At 58.2% G+C, this 15,484-nt stretch carries 15 protein-coding genes; 4 read left to right on the top strand and 11 right to left on the bottom strand.

What is annotated here, in order from left to right:
* The first annotated feature begins 84 nt into the window (after positions 1–84).
* From L1F30_RS07090 to L1F30_RS07075, 4 genes are all read left to right on the top strand, one after another.
* Entirely contained in the window at positions 85–843 is a 759-nt protein-coding gene (locus L1F30_RS07090) for a pyridoxine 5'-phosphate synthase (protein WP_253361077.1), read from the top strand.
* Between the two features lie 116 nt (positions 844–959).
* Positions 960–1,379, top strand: a complete 420-nt coding sequence (locus L1F30_RS07085; RefSeq protein ID WP_253361075.1) for a CBS domain-containing protein — start codon at positions 960–962, stop codon at positions 1,377–1,379.
* 299 nt (positions 1,380–1,678) lie between these two features.
* The gene (locus tag L1F30_RS07080) at positions 1,679–2,572 is read left to right on the top strand and encodes a Rossmann-like and DUF2520 domain-containing protein (RefSeq protein WP_253361073.1); all 894 of its coding nucleotides are present in this window, start codon (positions 1,679–1,681) and stop codon (positions 2,570–2,572) included.
* Between the two features lie 52 nt (positions 2,573–2,624).
* Positions 2,625–3,407: an RNA methyltransferase gene (locus tag L1F30_RS07075; RefSeq protein WP_253361071.1), complete on the top strand. Its 783-nt coding sequence runs from the start codon at positions 2,625–2,627 to the stop codon at positions 3,405–3,407.
* Here L1F30_RS07075 and L1F30_RS07070 read toward each other — a convergent pair.
* The 11 genes from L1F30_RS07070 to trpA all read right to left on the bottom strand — a co-directional run bounded on the left by L1F30_RS07070 (position 3,361) and on the right by trpA (position 15,464).
* Entirely contained in the window at positions 3,361–5,397 is a 2,037-nt protein-coding gene (locus L1F30_RS07070) for a DUF3488 and transglutaminase-like domain-containing protein (RefSeq protein ID WP_253361069.1), read from the bottom strand. The two genes, L1F30_RS07075 and L1F30_RS07070, sit on opposite strands and share 47 nt — an antisense overlap.
* Positions 5,387–6,412 (bottom strand): DUF58 domain-containing protein, encoded by a 1,026-nt coding sequence (locus L1F30_RS07065; protein WP_253361067.1) that lies wholly within the window; start codon positions 6,410–6,412, stop codon positions 5,387–5,389. Before L1F30_RS07065 ends, L1F30_RS07070 begins: the two co-directional genes overlap by 11 nt.
* Before the next feature lie 118 nt (positions 6,413–6,530).
* A complete protein-coding gene (locus L1F30_RS07060; protein WP_253361065.1) occupies positions 6,531–7,376 on the bottom strand; it encodes a hypothetical protein in 846 nt (281 codons plus the stop codon).
* A 91-nt stretch (positions 7,377–7,467) separates the two neighbouring features.
* Positions 7,468–8,391, bottom strand: a complete 924-nt coding sequence (locus L1F30_RS07055) for an AAA family ATPase (protein WP_371922660.1) — start codon at positions 8,389–8,391, stop codon at positions 7,468–7,470.
* 4 nt (positions 8,392–8,395) lie between these two features.
* A complete protein-coding gene (locus tag L1F30_RS07050) occupies positions 8,396–9,634 on the bottom strand; it encodes an O-succinylhomoserine sulfhydrylase (RefSeq protein ID WP_253361061.1) in 1,239 nt (412 codons plus the stop codon).
* A gap of 4 nt (positions 9,635–9,638) precedes the next feature.
* Positions 9,639–11,171 (bottom strand): amidophosphoribosyltransferase, encoded by a 1,533-nt coding sequence (purF, locus tag L1F30_RS07045; protein WP_253361059.1) that lies wholly within the window; start codon positions 11,169–11,171, stop codon positions 9,639–9,641.
* Positions 11,172–11,226: 55 nt separating this feature from the next.
* On the bottom strand, positions 11,227–11,745 hold the full coding sequence (locus tag L1F30_RS07040) for a CvpA family protein (protein ID WP_253361057.1): 519 nt from the start codon (positions 11,743–11,745) through the stop codon (positions 11,227–11,229).
* A 102-nt stretch (positions 11,746–11,847) separates the two neighbouring features.
* A complete protein-coding gene (locus L1F30_RS17555; protein ID WP_305879924.1) occupies positions 11,848–12,447 on the bottom strand; it encodes an SPOR domain-containing protein in 600 nt (199 codons plus the stop codon).
* A gap of 19 nt (positions 12,448–12,466) precedes the next feature.
* Positions 12,467–13,741 (bottom strand): bifunctional tetrahydrofolate synthase/dihydrofolate synthase, encoded by a 1,275-nt coding sequence (gene folC / locus L1F30_RS07025; RefSeq protein WP_253361055.1) that lies wholly within the window; start codon positions 13,739–13,741, stop codon positions 12,467–12,469.
* Between the two features lie 5 nt (positions 13,742–13,746).
* A complete protein-coding gene (gene accD, locus L1F30_RS07020; protein ID WP_253361053.1) occupies positions 13,747–14,610 on the bottom strand; it encodes an acetyl-CoA carboxylase, carboxyltransferase subunit beta in 864 nt (287 codons plus the stop codon).
* Positions 14,611–14,654: 44 nt separating this feature from the next.
* Entirely contained in the window at positions 14,655–15,464 is an 810-nt protein-coding gene (gene trpA / locus L1F30_RS07015; protein WP_253361051.1) for a tryptophan synthase subunit alpha, read from the bottom strand.
* Positions 15,465–15,484: the final 20 nt, after the last annotated feature.

The raw sequence follows: 15,484 nt of genomic DNA, 5'->3' as shown, positions 1-15,484 counted from the left end.
TAAACGTTGCTGCACCTACAATTTTGACTGCGTATTAATTTTATACAGCGCCCGAGGGCGCTGTGCCAACCTCAGGAATTCACCGTGCCCCAGCCAACTGCACTCAGCATCAACCTCAATAAAATTGCGTTGATTCGCAACTCCCGCGAGGGCAACTTCCCCGATGTGTGCGCCCATGCCCAACGCTGTATCGATTTGGGTGCCAACGGCATTACCGTGCACCCGCGCCCGGACCAACGCCACATTCGCGCTCAAGACGTGCGCGAGCTGGCCAGCCTTGTGAGCCCCCAGGTGGAATTCAACGTAGAAGGCAACCCCTTTGCCCCGGCACAGGGCAGCTACCCGGGCTTTATGGCACTGGTGGCAGAAACCCGCCCGGCCCAGTGCACGCTGGTGCCAGACACAGACGCCCAGCTAACCTCTGACCACGGGTTTGACCTTAGCCAAAGTGCGAACGCGCTGAAACCGATTATTGCCGAGCTAAAGGCCCAGGGCATGCGTGTGAGCCTGTTTATGGACCCGGATTGCGATCAGATAAAGCGCGCAGCCGACGTTGGCGCCGATCGTATAGAGCTTTACACAGGCCCCTACGCCGCCGCACACAAGGCCCAAGCGGAAAACCTGGAGGCACTGCTCGCACAATTTGCCCGCGCCGCCCAAACCGCAACCCAAGTGGGCCTGGGCGTAAACGCCGGCCACGACCTCAACCTGCACAACCTGGCCGATTTTCGCGCACAGGTAACCCCCTTGCTGGAAGTCTCTATTGGCCACGCCTTTACCGTAGATTGCATAGACATGGGCATGGCCGCGGCCATGGCCGCCTACCTGGAACGCTGTAAATAGGCCCGCAATTTCGCCCTTGGCGGGATTATTGGCTAGGCTTAGGCTATGGTCTGCCGGTGTGTGCCGGCAGCGTATTCACGGCCCTACGCTTTACGGGCACAGGTTAGGAGAGCCCTATGCAATCTATTCTCGTTCAGGATTTCATGAACCAGCAGCCACTGGTGGTGCGCGATACCGACGACATTCGCACGGTGGTAAGCAAACTACTGGAGCACAAGGTCATTGGCGCACCGGTTGTAGATGCCCAGCGCCGGCTGGTGGGCTTTGTGTCTGAACAAGACTGCATTAAAGAAATGCTCAACGATGCCTTTTACTGCGAAGAGCCCGCAAGCGTAACCAAAGTGATGCACAGAGAAGTACTCACCGTTACGCCTAGCACCAGCATTGTGGAAGTGGCGCAAACCATGCTGGCCAACAAGCCCAAGAATTACCCGGTGGTTGAAGGCGACAAACTGGTGGGGCTGGTAAGCCGCCAACACGTATTAAAGGCGCTGTTAGCCAACGATGACGACTGCTACCTGCGAAAACCCGCCTGAGTATCCGGCGCCCATAGGCGCAGGGCGCAAATGCCCTACTCCCACTTGCACGAAGGGTTAGGCACCCTAACCGCTATTTTCACACGGGGCCGCCTGCACGGGCGGTGACTTACCGCAGCGCCGCGCGCCCCGGATCACCCCAAAACCGGCAAACCCTTGCACTTGCCGCAGCGCGCCAATACCCTTCGGCCTGCAGAGGCACAGGCTTTAAGGGGCTTGCGCAATTAGATGTGCGCCTTGCCGGGAAATACTGCCGATCTTGCCGCCAACACCCAATTACCAAGGTTATGCCACACATTATGCACTCTGAACTTCCCACACTATCGGTGTACGGTGCCGGCAAACTGGGCCAAACCCTGGCGCACCTGTGGCGCGCGCGCAAGCTTGTGAATATTGGCCAGGTGCTGTGCCGCACCCAGGCCGCTGCAGACGCTGCAGTGGCATTTATTGGCTCAGGCCGCGGCTGCACGCCAGACGCCGAACCCGAAGCCGCCGACTTCTGGTTGATCAGCCCCCCCGATGCCCACATTACAGAGGCCGCCCTGTGGCTTGCGCCGGCAGCAAGTGAAGGCTGCACCCTATTTCACTGCGCTGGCAGCCTGAACCACCAGGCGCTAAGCCCGGCCCTGCCTGCGGCATTGGCCAGCGTGCACCCGGTACACGCCTTCACCCACGCCCAGCAGCCACCCCATGGTTTAGAGGGTGTGGCCTGTGTGGCTGAAGGCCAGCCGGCTGCGCTGGCAAAACTTAAGCCGCTATTTGAACAGCTGGGCTGCCACTGGTTTAACCTCGCAAACGAGAGCGAGCATGCCAAGGCGCTCTACCATGCCGCCACCGTAAGCGCGAGTAACCACCTGGTGAGCCTGCTTGATCAAGCCCTGCGTATGGCAGAGCGTGCGGGCCTGAGCCGCGCAAACGCAAGCCGCATTCTCGCGCCATTGGCGCGTAACAATGTGGAAAATATTTTACATGGCCAGGCCAAAACCGTACTCACAGGCCCCGTAAGCCGGGGTGATAGCGCAACGCTCGCCAAGCATTTTGCCGCCCAAAGCACCCTAGCCATGAGCGAAACAGACCAACAGCTTTATGCAGCCCTTGCCCGGGCAACACTGGCAATTGCCAAGCAGCAATTGGCCTGTGAACAGGATAAACTGGCGGGCATTGAAGCGTTACTTGCTCGCCAAGCGCACTAAACGCACAAGCTCCAATTCAATACCCAAGCACAGCCAAAGCAAAAGAAGCCCTATGACAGATTCACCCGATTACCAAAAACGTAAAAAGTTTTACGACAAATTACTCACCGTTTACGGGCGCAAACCCGTGCTTGAAGCGCTTGAGCAAACGGGCATAAAAGTTCACCGGCTGCATTTGGCAGAGAGCAACAAACCGGCAACCATTCTTACCGACATCACCCGCATTGCAGAGGCCGCCGGTGCCGAGATTTGCTACCACAGCAAGCAGGCACTCTCGCGTATTTCACGCAACGGCAAACAGGATCAGGGTGTGGCGGTAGATTTGGTGCTGGAGGGCTACCAGCACTACCGGGATTTTTTACAGGCGCGCACCGGTGATGGGCATTTTGAATTGCTGGCATTAGACGGCATAACCAATCCGCAAAACCTTGGCATGATTTTGCGCAGCGTCGCCGCAAGCGGCATAGACGGCGTGTTATTACCCAACAAAGGCTGCGCGCAAATAGACCCGTTGGTAATTAAAGCCAGTGCCGGTGCGCTGTTTCGCTGCCCGATTTTGCGTTGCGATGATCTGGCCCAAACATTGGGTGAATTTCAACAGGCCGGTGCGGCGGTGTGCGGTTTATCCTCGCACGCAGCTCACACGCTGGCGGAATTTAACACCCGGCGCCCGGTGATTTTTGTGCTCGGCAATGAAACCCACGGGGTCTCTGAAAAAGTTCAGCAGCTCGCCAACGAAAACGTGCGCATTGAAATGCGTAACGGTGTTGAATCGTTAAACGTGGCTATTACCGCGAGCTTACTGGCATTTCGCCACCAGCTGCGGGGCGCTTGATACGCGCGAGCTGCGCTTTGATCAAGCGCACAGCTTCGGTGTTTTTATCGTCGTACAGGCCGCGTTCAAACAAGGCCGCCAGCTGTGCCCACAAGCCCGCCTGCGCCGGATACGCGCGGCCCAAACGCGCAAAGTACTGGCCCACGGGCTCGCCGGCCGCGCGGGGCTCGCCCACTTTTTTCTCAATATTGGCCAGCAATCGCAGTAGCGGTGGCAAGGGTGCCGCGCGATTGCGCCAAGCCAACCAAAGCGCCAGCAACACCAGCGGCAGCCCGGCTGCGAGCAACAAAAACACGCCGATACGCCATGGGTCTACCCCGCCGAGCAGCCGCTTTAACAGCGCCGATTGCTGATCGCTGTCAAACCCCACCACCATACTTTGCCAGCGGTAGTTCACCTCTTCCCACTGCAGGCGCGCCTGATTCAGCCAGTTGATGTTGCTGTAGCGTATTAGCGATAACGGCTCGCCCAGCTCGGCCGAGCCGTCACCAAGGCTTGCGCGCAGGCCATCGCGAATACGACTGGGCGCCACCGCCGCCGTGGGATCTACCCGCAACCATTGGCCGTTAATCCACACTTCGGCCCAGGCGTGGGCATCCATTTGATGCACCAATAAATAATCGCCCGCCAAACCCAGCTCGCCGCCCTGATAACCCGTAACCACGCGCGCGGGCACACCGGCTGCGCGCATAAAAAATACAAAACTGCTGGCAAAGTGTTCGCAAAAACCCTGTTTGGTGCCAAATAAAAAGTCGTCTACGCTGTGGTTGCCCAGGGCCGGCGGCTGCAGGGTATAAATAAATTGCTCGCCAATCATTTGCTCAAAGCGGGCAATAATTTGTGGCGCGCTGAGGCCCATACGTTGCCACTCGCTTGCCAAATCTCGGGTGCGTGGGTTGTAGCCCATTGGCAGCGCCAAATAGTGGCGTTCAACAAAGGGGTGCAAGGTTTCAGCTGGCACCGGCAGATCTGCAGACACCACACTGAAACGCTGGCGATCTGACACAGGGATCAATGTGTGCACCGTGTGATCGGCGGTAATGGCCCAACGCTTGTTGGATTCAATTTCAAGGGGCAGGCCCAAGGTGAACAGCCATGGCCGATGGCTCGGCTCCATTAACACCTGGTAGCTGTAGCGCGGTGTTTCGGGCGGCAGCAAGGCTTCATTCATTCGCCAGGGCGAAGGTTGCTGGTTAAATAAATCGACGCCACGCCCGCCCGGGCTGAAATCGTAGTTGCGCGCACGCCAGGTGCGGCCATCGAACTGGCTTAACACCAATCCGCGCCAGTAGCGGGCCGGCGGCGGCGGAATATCACCGTCAAAATTTACCCGAAAGGCAAGCTTGCCTGACTTGGTAAGATCTACCACATCACCCGGCGCCATGGTGTCGCTGATGCCGGTGCGGGCGGCGTGTTTCTGCATGGGCATGGCCCACAAAGGGCCGGTGCGCGGCATCACCAAAAACAGCGCAACCATCACCGGCAGCGCTTGCAGTGCCATCACTCCGCTGCGCTTAAGCGCAGGACCAATGCTCGCCGTGCGGCCACTGAACAACAATTGCTGGGCACACAGCAGCGCCCAAAACGAAGCAGCAGCGTAGAGGGAATCTAAAATCAATTGGGCAAATAATAATTGGGCAGCTGCCACAAAATACCCGAGGTACACCACCAGCAGTGCATCGCGCCGGGTTTTCATTTCCAACAGCTTAAGCAGCATGCCCACCAGCAACAGCCCCGTCATGGGCTCGACGCCGCGCCAACTGCCATAGCCGCGCCAAATGCCGAAGGCGCACACCAGCACCAACAGGGTTTTCATTATGCGCCCGGGCATAGACCACTGGCCTGCGTAAATTTGCCAGCGCCAAAAAATAATCACAAGGCCCGCGCCCCACACCCACACGGGCAAGTGCGTCAGGTGCGGCACCACCGTCCACACCAGGGCGAACAATAACCACAGCTGGCTGGTGCGGGGAATTTGATCAATCAGCATGGGCTGCATCCGCTGTTGTATCTGCTGTTGAACCGGCTCTTGTACCCGCTACCGCATCACTACCAAACAGTGCCAATGCCCGCAGGCAGCGCTCGCGATGGGCATCGCCCAAGCCCATGGCAATTTTTTGGCCGGGCAACGCCAGCGAAAAGGCCAAGCCTCGCTGATCGAGATAAAGCACCCAATAACACAAGCGCGCCAGCCTGCCTTCGGTATCCAGGCCTTCAAAAAAATCCCAGTCGAGCGCCTGCGCCTGGCCTTGGGATTGGGCAAATTGTTTCAGCAACAAGCCCTGACCGCGGGCGAATTGCTTCCAGGCAATGCGCTTGAGAGACTGGCCCGGCTGGTAGCTTTCAAGGCCCACAAAATCATCGCTGCCGGCGCGTTGAAAGTGGGCATCCAGTTCGCCATCGGCATCGGCCCAGGGCGCTTGATCACTGGCCACGGGTTTGGGGTATACCAGCGCCCGGGCATCCAGATCCAGCCATGTCCAACACCGGATGATGCCCATAGGAAAAAAGCTTTCTAGCTTCAACCGCCCGGGCCTGAGCCAGCCGCGGCGGTGACTTTGGGCCCACAGCTCTACGTCTTGTTCATCGCCTTCAAGAGTGGTGGAAACCGGCATTTCATCGCGCCAGCCAATGCTGAGCACCTGCCCCTTGGTGCTGCCGGCTTTGCGGGCAAGGCGCACGCGAAAGGCGGCGCGCTCGCCCGCAAACACCGGTTGCGCCTCAGCGAGTGTTAGCCGCAAGCCCGCCAGATTGTGATAGGTGTGCAAAATGGCCACCACAAACACGCTTAACAATAAAAACGCCAAGGCCAGAATGAGTGCATTTTCATAGTTGGTGCCGAGCACCCACAACAATAAAACCGTGAAGATATAGGCCCAGCCACTTGCCGCAGGAAAAATAAATAAATTGCGCTGGCCCAGGGTGATGGTGCGCGCGGCCTTAATGCGCCGATTAACCCAGTTGCGAAACCCCTGTTGAAAGCTGGCAATTACAGAACGGAACATGCACGTTGCTCTATGGCGTGAATTTTGGCGTGGGTTTTTGCGTGAAAATCAAGGCAGCTGCACAGACGCTTGCCATCGCAACGCCTAAGATACTAAAAAAGCCCGCCGCATTCACGGATTAGGAGGCAAAAAACACCGCATCAAAGTCGCCCTCTTCCGAGCGCAATTGAATACCCACCAGGTTTTTACAGGCGGGTATGCGCTCGCCCACAAAAAAGGCCTTGGGCTTTTCAGCAATAAATTCACGGCCCAGCTGGAATATTTTTTCGCAGGCATTTTGCATGACGATGTCTGAGAAACGCTCCATGGCCGCCAGGGGAATGTAACCTTGTGCTGCGGGCTCACCGCTCAGTGAGCTTGAGATGTGCTGTACCTGTTGCGCGCATAGTGCCATGCCGAAATGAAACGGGCTTTCGCCAGTGAGTTTTTGCAGCACCACATAGGGCAGGCGCTTTTGCAGCTCGCGCTGCTGGTGCACCATTTGAACAACGACATTCTGGCGGCAAATACGCTGCAGGCTTTTGATCAATTCGTTCAGGCAGAGCTGCAGGAGTTCGGCCTGGGGCACCTGGTTTAGCAAGGCCTCACAGCGAGACCGGCTCAGCTTTTGCTCTGTGGCAAAACTCGACGCCAAAAGCGCCACTTCCGCCTGGGGCAGTATATCCAAGGCTACCAGCGCCTTGGGCAAATCCACTCGGGTGGCCTGCTGCAAGATGAGCAGCCGCTCGAGATCGGTTTCACACAGAAAGCCCGCCTTCACAGCCAGCTCCCCCAGCATTAAATCGGTGTTGCGCTGCTGGCGGTTGAGTTCGGCAACTTGCTTTTCGCTCATCAACTGGCTGTCTATGGCCAAGGCACCCAGGGATTTGTTTTTACCGCGTAACCACGCGATAGCGGCTTGGTGTTGCGCGGCAGAAATGCGCCCTTGGTCTAACAGGTAGTGGCCAAAAAGCGTTGCTGACATGAATTGAGGCTCCCTAGGCGTTCAGCGCAAGCTGCGTGCATGGCACGCTACCTATTAGGTATAGCCCATTTGAACGCGAGCCCCAAAGGCATTAGCCCTTGAGTACGTCTACCTCATCAAGGGTAAGCTGAACCAAAGCCTCGCCCTGATGATCGCCCTGCTCGCCCATGCCCTTGACCCGGTGGGCCACCACGGCGCCGAACAGGGTTTGCAGATCTTCGGGCACCAGGTACTTGCGCTTGTGCAACAAGGCCCAGGTTTTGGCAGATTTCAACAGCGCGAGCGCACCCCGTGGCGACAGGCCATAGCTGTATTGGGGCGCGGTGCGGGTGTGATTCACCAGCCGCTGCAGGTAATCGAGCACCGCATCTGAGGCTTTCACCTGGTCGATGTTGGCGCGCAGCAGGTTGAGTTGCTCAAGGCTCAGGGCAGGCTTTAAAGCCGCCAGTAGCTTGCGGCTGTCTTCGCCTTGGAACAGGGCGCGCTCGGCGGCATCGGAGGGGTAACCCAGGCTGATGCGCATCAAAAAGCGATCCAGCTGGGATTCAGGCAGATGAAAAGTGCCTGCCTGGGATAAGGGATTTTGCGTGGCAATCACAAAAAACGGCTCGGGCAGCGCGCGCGATTGGCCATCAATACTCACCTGCCCTTCTTCCATTGCCTCAAGCAGGGCACTTTGGGTTTTGGGTGTAGAGCGGTTGATTTCATCGGCCAGTAGCAGCTGCGAAAATACAGGCCCCGGGTGAAAGGTAAAGCTGCCTTGGGCCTGGTTAAACACCGACACCCCAAGAATATCGGCGGGCAGCAAATCGGAGGTGAATTGCACCCGCTGATACGACAACCCCAACACCTTGGCCAGCGCATGCGCCAGCGTGGTTTTGCCCATGCCCGGTAGATCTTCAATCAACAAATGGCCGCGGGCAATGAGGCAGGTCATGGCCAGTTTGATCTGGTGATCTTTGCCCAAGAGCACCCCTGCGATTTGCTCACAGGCCTGCCCCACGGGTTCAAGCATCTTGCTAAAGGGCATGCAGGCCCCGCTGTAAATCGGCTTTCAGGTCGTCTACATCTTCAAGCCCCACAGACAACCGGATCAGGTTTTCGGTAATGCCGGCCTGGGCTTTGTCTTGCTCAGACAAGCGCCCGTGGGTGGTGGTGGCCGGGTGTACGATGGTGCTCTTGGCATCGCCCAGGTTGGCGGTGATGCTGAAAATGCGGGTGCCATCGATGAACGCCCAGGCCGCCTCACGGCCGCCCTTAACTTTGAAAGACAGCACGCCACCAAAGCCCCGTTGCTGGCGGGCAGCGAGCGCGTGCCCCGGATGGCTGGGCAATCCCGCGTAGTACACCTGCTCTACCTGCGGCTGTTCGCACAGCCACTCGGCAAGGGCCTGGGCACTGGCGCAGTGGGCATCCATGCGTAGGCGAAGGGTTTCCAGCCCCTTCACAAATACCCAGGCGTTAAAGGCGCTCATGGTGGGGCCCGCGGTGCGGACGAAGGCCAGCACTTCATCCATTTGCTCTTTTCGCCCTACCACCACACCGCCCACGCAGCGGCCTTGGCCATCCAGGTATTTGGTGGCCGAGTGCACCACAATATCGGCACCCAAACTCAACGGGCGCTGCAACGCCGGTGTGCAAAAACAGTTATCTACCACCAGCAAGGCACCCTGCGCTTTGGCAATGGCCGAGATAGCACTCAGGTCTGCCAGCTCGCACAAGGGGTTTGAAGGAGTTTCCAAAAACAGCATCTTGGTGGCAGGCGTGAGGGCGGCCTGCCAATCATCGAGATCCGTCAAGGTGACAAAGGTGGTGTGAATGCCCAGCTTGCCCAGGTATTTGCTAAACAGCGCATTGGTGGTGCCAAACACGCTGCGCGAGCACACCACGTGGTCGCCCGCTTTCAGCAGCGCCATGCAGGTGCTGAGAATGGCCGCCATACCGGAAGATGTGGCAACCGCCGATTCACCACCTTCCAGTGCGGCCATACGCTCCTGAAAATAGCGCACCGTGGGGTTGGTGTAGCGCGAATAAACATTGCCCGGGTCGTCGCCGGAAAAGCGCGCGGCAGCGGCGGCGGCTGAATCGAACACGTAGCTTGAGGTCATGAACATGGCCTCGCCGTGCTCGCCCTCGGGGCTGCGCAATTGGCCTGCGCGTACGGCCAGCGTATCTAGCCCGGCATCTTGCAAGGCTTCGTTCAGAATACCGCGCTGCTGATCAAGAAATGCTTTCGCGCCTAAGTCTATTTTGGCCATGCCCCTATCCCAGTTCGTGCATGTCGTTGTGCAAACCGATGACTGTATCACCATCCACTGACTTCTTTACATCGCCTGCCTTGGCGGCATCGTTGCGCGCGGCATCAAGCTTGGCGAGGTAGGCTTCATCCACATCGCCGGTCACATATTCGCCGGTAAACACCGAGCAGTCGAATTCGGCCACTTGCGGGTTGCCTTCGCTGGAGGCGGCAATTAAATCTTCAAGCTCCTGGTACACCAGCCAGTCTGCGCCGATTTCCTGGCAGATCTCTTTGGTGGTGCGATCGTGGGCAATGAGCTCCTTGGCCGAGGGCATGTCTATGCCATACACATTCGGGTAGGCCACGGCCGGGGCCGCCGAGGCGAAGTACACCTTGTTGGCGCCGGCTTCACGGGCCATTTGAATAATTTGCTGGCAGGTGGTGCCGCGCACTATGGAGTCATCCACCAGCAACACATTCTTGCCTTTAAATTCAAGCTCAATGGTGTTGAGTTTTTGGCGCACAGATTTTCTGCGCTGCTGTTGGCCGGGCATGATAAACGTGCGGCCTATGTAGCGGTTTTTCACCAGGCCTTCACGGAATTTCACACCCAGTGTTTGCGCCAGCGCCTGCCCCGCCACGCGGGATGAATCGGGAATGGGCACAACTACGTCGATGTCGTGATCGGGGTTTTCGCGCAGAATTTTTTCCGCCAGCTTTTCCCCCTGACGCAAGCGCGCCTTGTACACGGAGATGCCATCCATGATGGAATCCGGGCGGGCGAAATACACATGCTCAAAAATACACGGGCGCAAAGACGGCGCCTTGGCACACTGGCGACGGTGTAACTGGCCGTGCATGTTGATGTAAATGGCTTCACCCGGGGCCACATCACCCACCAGAGTAAAGCCCAGGGTATCGAGCGCCACGCTTTCAGAGGCCACCATGTATTCATCACCCTCAGGTGTTGAACGCTTGCCGTATACCAGCGGGCGAATGCCATGGGGGTCGCGGAAGGCCACCACACCGTAGTTGGCCACCAGTGCCACCACGGCGTAGCCGCCCTTTACCCGATCGTGCAGGGCTTCAACGGCGGTAAAAAAGTCATCCGCCGACGGCGTGAGTTTGTTAAGCCTGTGCAGCTCGTGTGCCAATACGTTGATCAGCACTTCTGAATCGGAATCGGTATTGATGTGGCGCAGGTCTGCGCGAAACACGTGCTCGCTTACCTCGGCGGCGTTGGTGAGGTTGCCGTTGTGCGCCAAGGCAATGCCGTAGGGCGAGTTGACATAAAACGGCTGCGCCAGCGCCGGGCCTGAACTGCCAGCGGTTGGGTAGCGCACGTGGCCGACACCCATGTTGCCCACCAGGCGCAGCATGTGGCTGGTGCGAAACACATCGCGCACCAGGCCGTTGGCCTTTACCTGCGCCAAGCGCCCCTCATGACACGTCACAATACCTGCGGCGTCCTGGCCTCGGTGCTGAAGCATCGTAAGGGCATCGTACAACTGGGTGTTGACGTTACTCTTACCGACAATTCCTACAATACCGCACATACTTACTCACCTTAGCTAAAACGCTACTTCATCAATCGAATTTTGTGCCGGCGCGCTAGCTTTCCAGCGGGCCGGAGCTGCTGAGCAAACGGCTCAGCATGTCGCCTGCATCACTGGCCAATTGTTTGGCCCAGCCCTCAAACGACAAAAATGTGGGAATCAGGCGCGATTCCTGCCACCAGGGGTCTTGATCCACGGGCAGAAAATGCGGCAGCCAAATGAGCATTGCCATCACCACTACCAGCCCGCGGGCCATGCCAAAAAACATTCCAAGCAAGCGGTCGGTACCGGTCAGGCCGGTCATTTTAACCAGCTGGCTAATGAGGTAATTGACCATAGCACCCACAATCAAGGTGCCCAGAAAGAGTAGCGCAAAGGCCAGGGAATGAACCACGGAGGGGTTCTCGGACACCCCATCCATCAAGGGTGCCAATCGGTCGTCAAACCAGAGGGCAATAGAAATTGCGAGTAGCCACACAACAAGCGATAACGCTTCTTTAACAAAACCTCGGTAGATACTGATGACGCTGGAAACAAGCAAGATCACAAGGATCGTCCAGTCGGCCCAATTCATGGAAGCTTCCTTTGGTGTCGTACAAAGGGTACGCGGTGGGGTTCGTGGCGCGCATTCTAACAATTGAACTGGGGCAGCGGTAGGGAAATTTCACCGCCGCCCTCAGGGTTTAAATTCGCGCACCAGTGAATTCACTTTCAAGCTGGCATCCAGCTCTTTCTTTACGGCCAATAACGCGGCCTTATCGGCCTTGGGGCCCACAAACACCCGCACTACTTGCTGGCCCTTGCTGTTGACCAACGGCCGTGCGAAGGCCTTGTGGCCGGCCTGCTGGAGCCTGTTGATCAGGTCGTCGGCGCGCGCCTGGTCTGTGAGGCTGGCCACCTGCAGCACCCACCCTTTCAATACGCCCTGATCATTCAGGCCGGGTGACTCGGGCGCCGGGCTCGGGGGCACGGTGGGGGTAGGTATGGGCGCGGCGGCAGCTTCAGGGGCTGGTGCACTGGCGGGCTCGGATGGGCTTGCGGGTTCTGGCTCATCAATGAGTGCGTACATCTCATCGGGCGCTTTTGCCGGCTCGATATTTTCCGGGCGAACAGGCTCTGCAATCACTTGCGGGGTAATGGTGGGCGCTGGCGGAATCTGGGATTGGCCGCCAATGTAGCGGTTATCCGGCTCATCAAACAGGCTGGGGAAAAAAATCACGGCAATGGAGGCCAGTACCACGGCCCCCACCAATCGCTGTTTTACTTTGTCATCCACGGGTGAATCCTGTGTGTTCTCAATTGTTGCCAGCCGGTGCCACATCTGCACCTTGTGCCTGCAGCCATTGCAAGGCGGCGGCCACGGTAAAAAACGAACCCAGCACCCAAATGCTATCACCGGCGCGGCTGTCTTTCAGTGCTTGATTGAGCGCGGCCGGCACATCGGCCAGGGTGCGCGGGCTGCCCGGCACCAGTGCTGCCAATTGCTCCGCGCGCGCGGCACGGGGGTTACCCGGCAGGTTGGCGAAGAACCATTCATCCACCAAGGGCGCCAGCTCAGAAAGCGCGCCGGCCTGATCTTTATCGGCCATCATCGCCACTATGGCGTGGGTGCGCCCGCGGGCATCGAGCGCGCGCGCGCGCTCGGCAAAGTATTTGCAGGCAGCCGGATTGTGGGCAACATCCAGCAGCCACTGGCGGCCCTGCCAAGTGAATTGCTGAAAGCGGCCCGGCACCCGCAAATCGCCCAGGCGCTGCACCCACACAGGGTTGATGGCAAGCCCCAGGCTCAACAGTGCCACCAGGGCGGCACTGACGCTTGGCAGCGGCAAGTGGGGCTCGGGGAATGCCAGAGTGTGGGCACCCCAGCGCAGCTCACATTGGCCGGCAAAGGTGCGTACTGTGTAGTCGCGCCCGGTAAGCAGGCACTGGGCGCCGGCAGCCTGGGCGGCCTCCAGCACTGATGCCTGCGGCTCGGCGTCGGCATAAACAAGCGGTTTACCGGCGCGCGCAATGCCGGCTTTTTCACGGCCAATTTGCGCAATGTCGTCGCCTAGCCAATCCTGGTGATCGAGCGCAATGCTGGTGATGATGGCCACATCGGCATCAACAATGTTGACGGCATCCAGGCGCCCGCCCAGCCCCACTTCCAGCACCCAGTAATCTACCGCCAACTGCTGGAAGATCCAGAGCGCAGCCAGGGTGCCAAATTCGAAATAGGTCAGGCTGATATCTTGGGCGCAGGCATCGATGGCGGCGAAGGCATTGCATATAAGCGCATCGCTTGCGGGCTCGCCATTCACGCGAATGCGCTCGTTGTAATCCATTAAATGCGGGGAGGTATAGGCGCCAACACTTGCGCCCTGGGCACGCAACAGGGCAGCCAGGGTTGCCACCGCACTGCCCTTGCCGTTGGTGCCAGCCACTGTGATGACCTTGGTGGCCGCACGCGCTGGCGCCAGCAGATCCAGCCGGCTTGCCACTTGCCGCACCCGGCCTAGGCCGAGCTCGATTGCGCTGGGGTGGTGCTGCTCTTGCCAGCGCAACCAATCGGACAAGCGCTCAAATCGCACGGAAATCAGGCCACCTTGCTATTGGTGAACTTCGCCAACAGGCCGGCCACTTTGTCGCGCATTTTATCGCGCGGGATAATCATGTCGATGGCGCCATGCTCTAGCAAAAACTCCGCGCGCTGGAAGCCCTTGGGCAACTTTTGGCGAATGGTTTGCTCAATGATATTGGGGCCGGCAAAGCCTGCACGGGCACCGGGTTCTGCGGCATTGATGTCGCCAAGCAAGGCAAGGCTTGCCGAAACGCCACCGTATACCGGGTCTGTCATGATGGAAATATAAGGCACACCGGCCATTTTCATGCGCTCGATCACGGCGCTGGTTTTGGCCATTTGCATGAGCGAAATCAAGGCCTCTTGCATGCGCGCACCACCGGTAGCCGAGAAGCACACAAGCGGGATTTTCTCTTCCAGCGCAAGCTGGGCCGCACGGGTAAAGCGCTCGCCTACCACATAGCCCATAGAGCCGCCGTGGAAGGCAAATTCAAAGGCCACAGCCACCACAGGCATGCCTTTAAGCAGGCCTTTCATGGCAACGAGTGCGTCTTTTTCGCCGGTGTCTTTTTGGGCTTGAGACAGGCGATCTTTGTACTTCTTGATATCTTTGAATTTGAGGCGATCAACGGGCAGCACATCGGCGGCAATTTCATGGCGCTCTTGCGGATCCAGGAAAATATCCAAACGGCGGCGCGCGCCAATGCGCATGTGGTGATCGCACTTGGGGCACACATCCAGGTTGCGCTCAAGCTCCGGACGGTACAATACGGCCGCACACTTCAGGCACTTTTTCCACAGTCCTTCGGGCACCTTGCTCTCGGCGCGCTTGGGGTCTTTGCGAACGACATTGGTGACAATTTTGTCCAACCAGCTCATGATTTTTTACCCACGTCTTAAATTGTATTTTCTAATATTTGCGATTAAAGGCTGTCTAGCGCTGTGCGCAGCGGCGCAATCAGGGCCGCGGTTTGCTCGGCAATTTCGCTGGCCGAATGATCCGCAAACTCACCCATTTTGGCTACCAGCAGGCTGCCCACCACTACGCCATCGGCCACTGTGCCCACCGCTTTGGCGGAATCGGCATCTTTAATGCCAAAGCCCACGCACAAAGGCAGCGTGGAATGGCGGCGAATAGCGGCAATTTTATCGGTGACTGAGGCAATATCCAAATGCCCTGCACCGGTCACACCCTTCAACGACACATAGTAAAGGAAGCCACCGGCCAGTGCGGCCACACTGCCCATGCGATCATCGGTGGTGGTGGGCGCCAGCAGGAAGATGTTTTCAAGCTCTCGAGCCCTTAACAGTGCGTTGAATTCGGTGGCTTCTTCGGGCGGTAAATCCACCGTTAAAAAGCCGTCAACGCCGGCGGCCACGGCCCTGTCTGCCAGGGTTTCATAGCCCATGCGCACCACCGGGTTGGCATAGCCCATAAGCACCACGGGCGTATTGTGGTTGGTTTCGCGAAACGCCTGCACCACCGCCAGGGTATCGCGCAGGCTGGTGTTGTGCGCCAGTGCGCGCTCGTGGCCGGCTTGAATCACAGGGCCATCGGCCATGGGGTCTGAAAATGGTACACCCAACTCAAGAATATCGGCGCCCTGGGCCACCAGGGCGTGCATGGTAGCCAAGGTTACACCGGGCTTTGGATCACCGTTTACGATATAGGTAACCAGTGCTTTCTTGCCTTCGGCCTGCAGAGCCTGCAGGCACTTGTTTATACGGTTCATAGCGTTTCCAATTTGCTCGT

It is taken from the genome of Simiduia sp. 21SJ11W-1 (assembly GCF_024138675.1).
Lineage (GTDB): Bacteria > Pseudomonadota > Gammaproteobacteria > Pseudomonadales > Cellvibrionaceae > Simiduia.
This window is presented reverse-complemented; position numbering and strand designations above follow the sequence as displayed.

Coding starts and splice junctions, on each gene's coding strand:
- L1F30_RS07070 (WP_253361069.1), bottom strand. CDS start 5,397: ATGCTGATTGATCAAATTCCCCGCACCAGCCAGCTGTGGTTATTGTTC.
- accD (WP_253361053.1), bottom strand. CDS start 14,610: ATGAGCTGGTTGGACAAAATTGTCACCAATGTCGTTCGCAAAGACCCC.
- L1F30_RS07080 (WP_253361073.1), top strand. CDS start 1,679: ATGCACTCTGAACTTCCCACACTATCGGTGTACGGTGCCGGCAAACTG.
- L1F30_RS07075 (WP_253361071.1), top strand. CDS start 2,625: ATGACAGATTCACCCGATTACCAAAAACGTAAAAAGTTTTACGACAAA.
- L1F30_RS07085 (WP_253361075.1), top strand. CDS start 960: ATGCAATCTATTCTCGTTCAGGATTTCATGAACCAGCAGCCACTGGTG.
- L1F30_RS07050 (WP_253361061.1), bottom strand. CDS start 9,634: ATGGCCAAAATAGACTTAGGCGCGAAAGCATTTCTTGATCAGCAGCGC.
- L1F30_RS07040 (WP_253361057.1), bottom strand. CDS start 11,745: ATGAATTGGGCCGACTGGACGATCCTTGTGATCTTGCTTGTTTCCAGC.
- purF (WP_253361059.1), bottom strand. CDS start 11,171: ATGTGCGGTATTGTAGGAATTGTCGGTAAGAGTAACGTCAACACCCAG.
- L1F30_RS07055 (WP_371922660.1), bottom strand. CDS start 8,391: ATGCTTGAACCCGTGGGGCAGGCCTGTGAGCAAATCGCAGGGGTGCTC.
- trpA (WP_253361051.1), bottom strand. CDS start 15,464: ATGAACCGTATAAACAAGTGCCTGCAGGCTCTGCAGGCCGAAGGCAAG.
- L1F30_RS07060 (WP_253361065.1), bottom strand. CDS start 7,376: ATGTCAGCAACGCTTTTTGGCCACTACCTGTTAGACCAAGGGCGCATT.
- L1F30_RS07065 (WP_253361067.1), bottom strand. CDS start 6,412: ATGTTCCGTTCTGTAATTGCCAGCTTTCAACAGGGGTTTCGCAACTGG.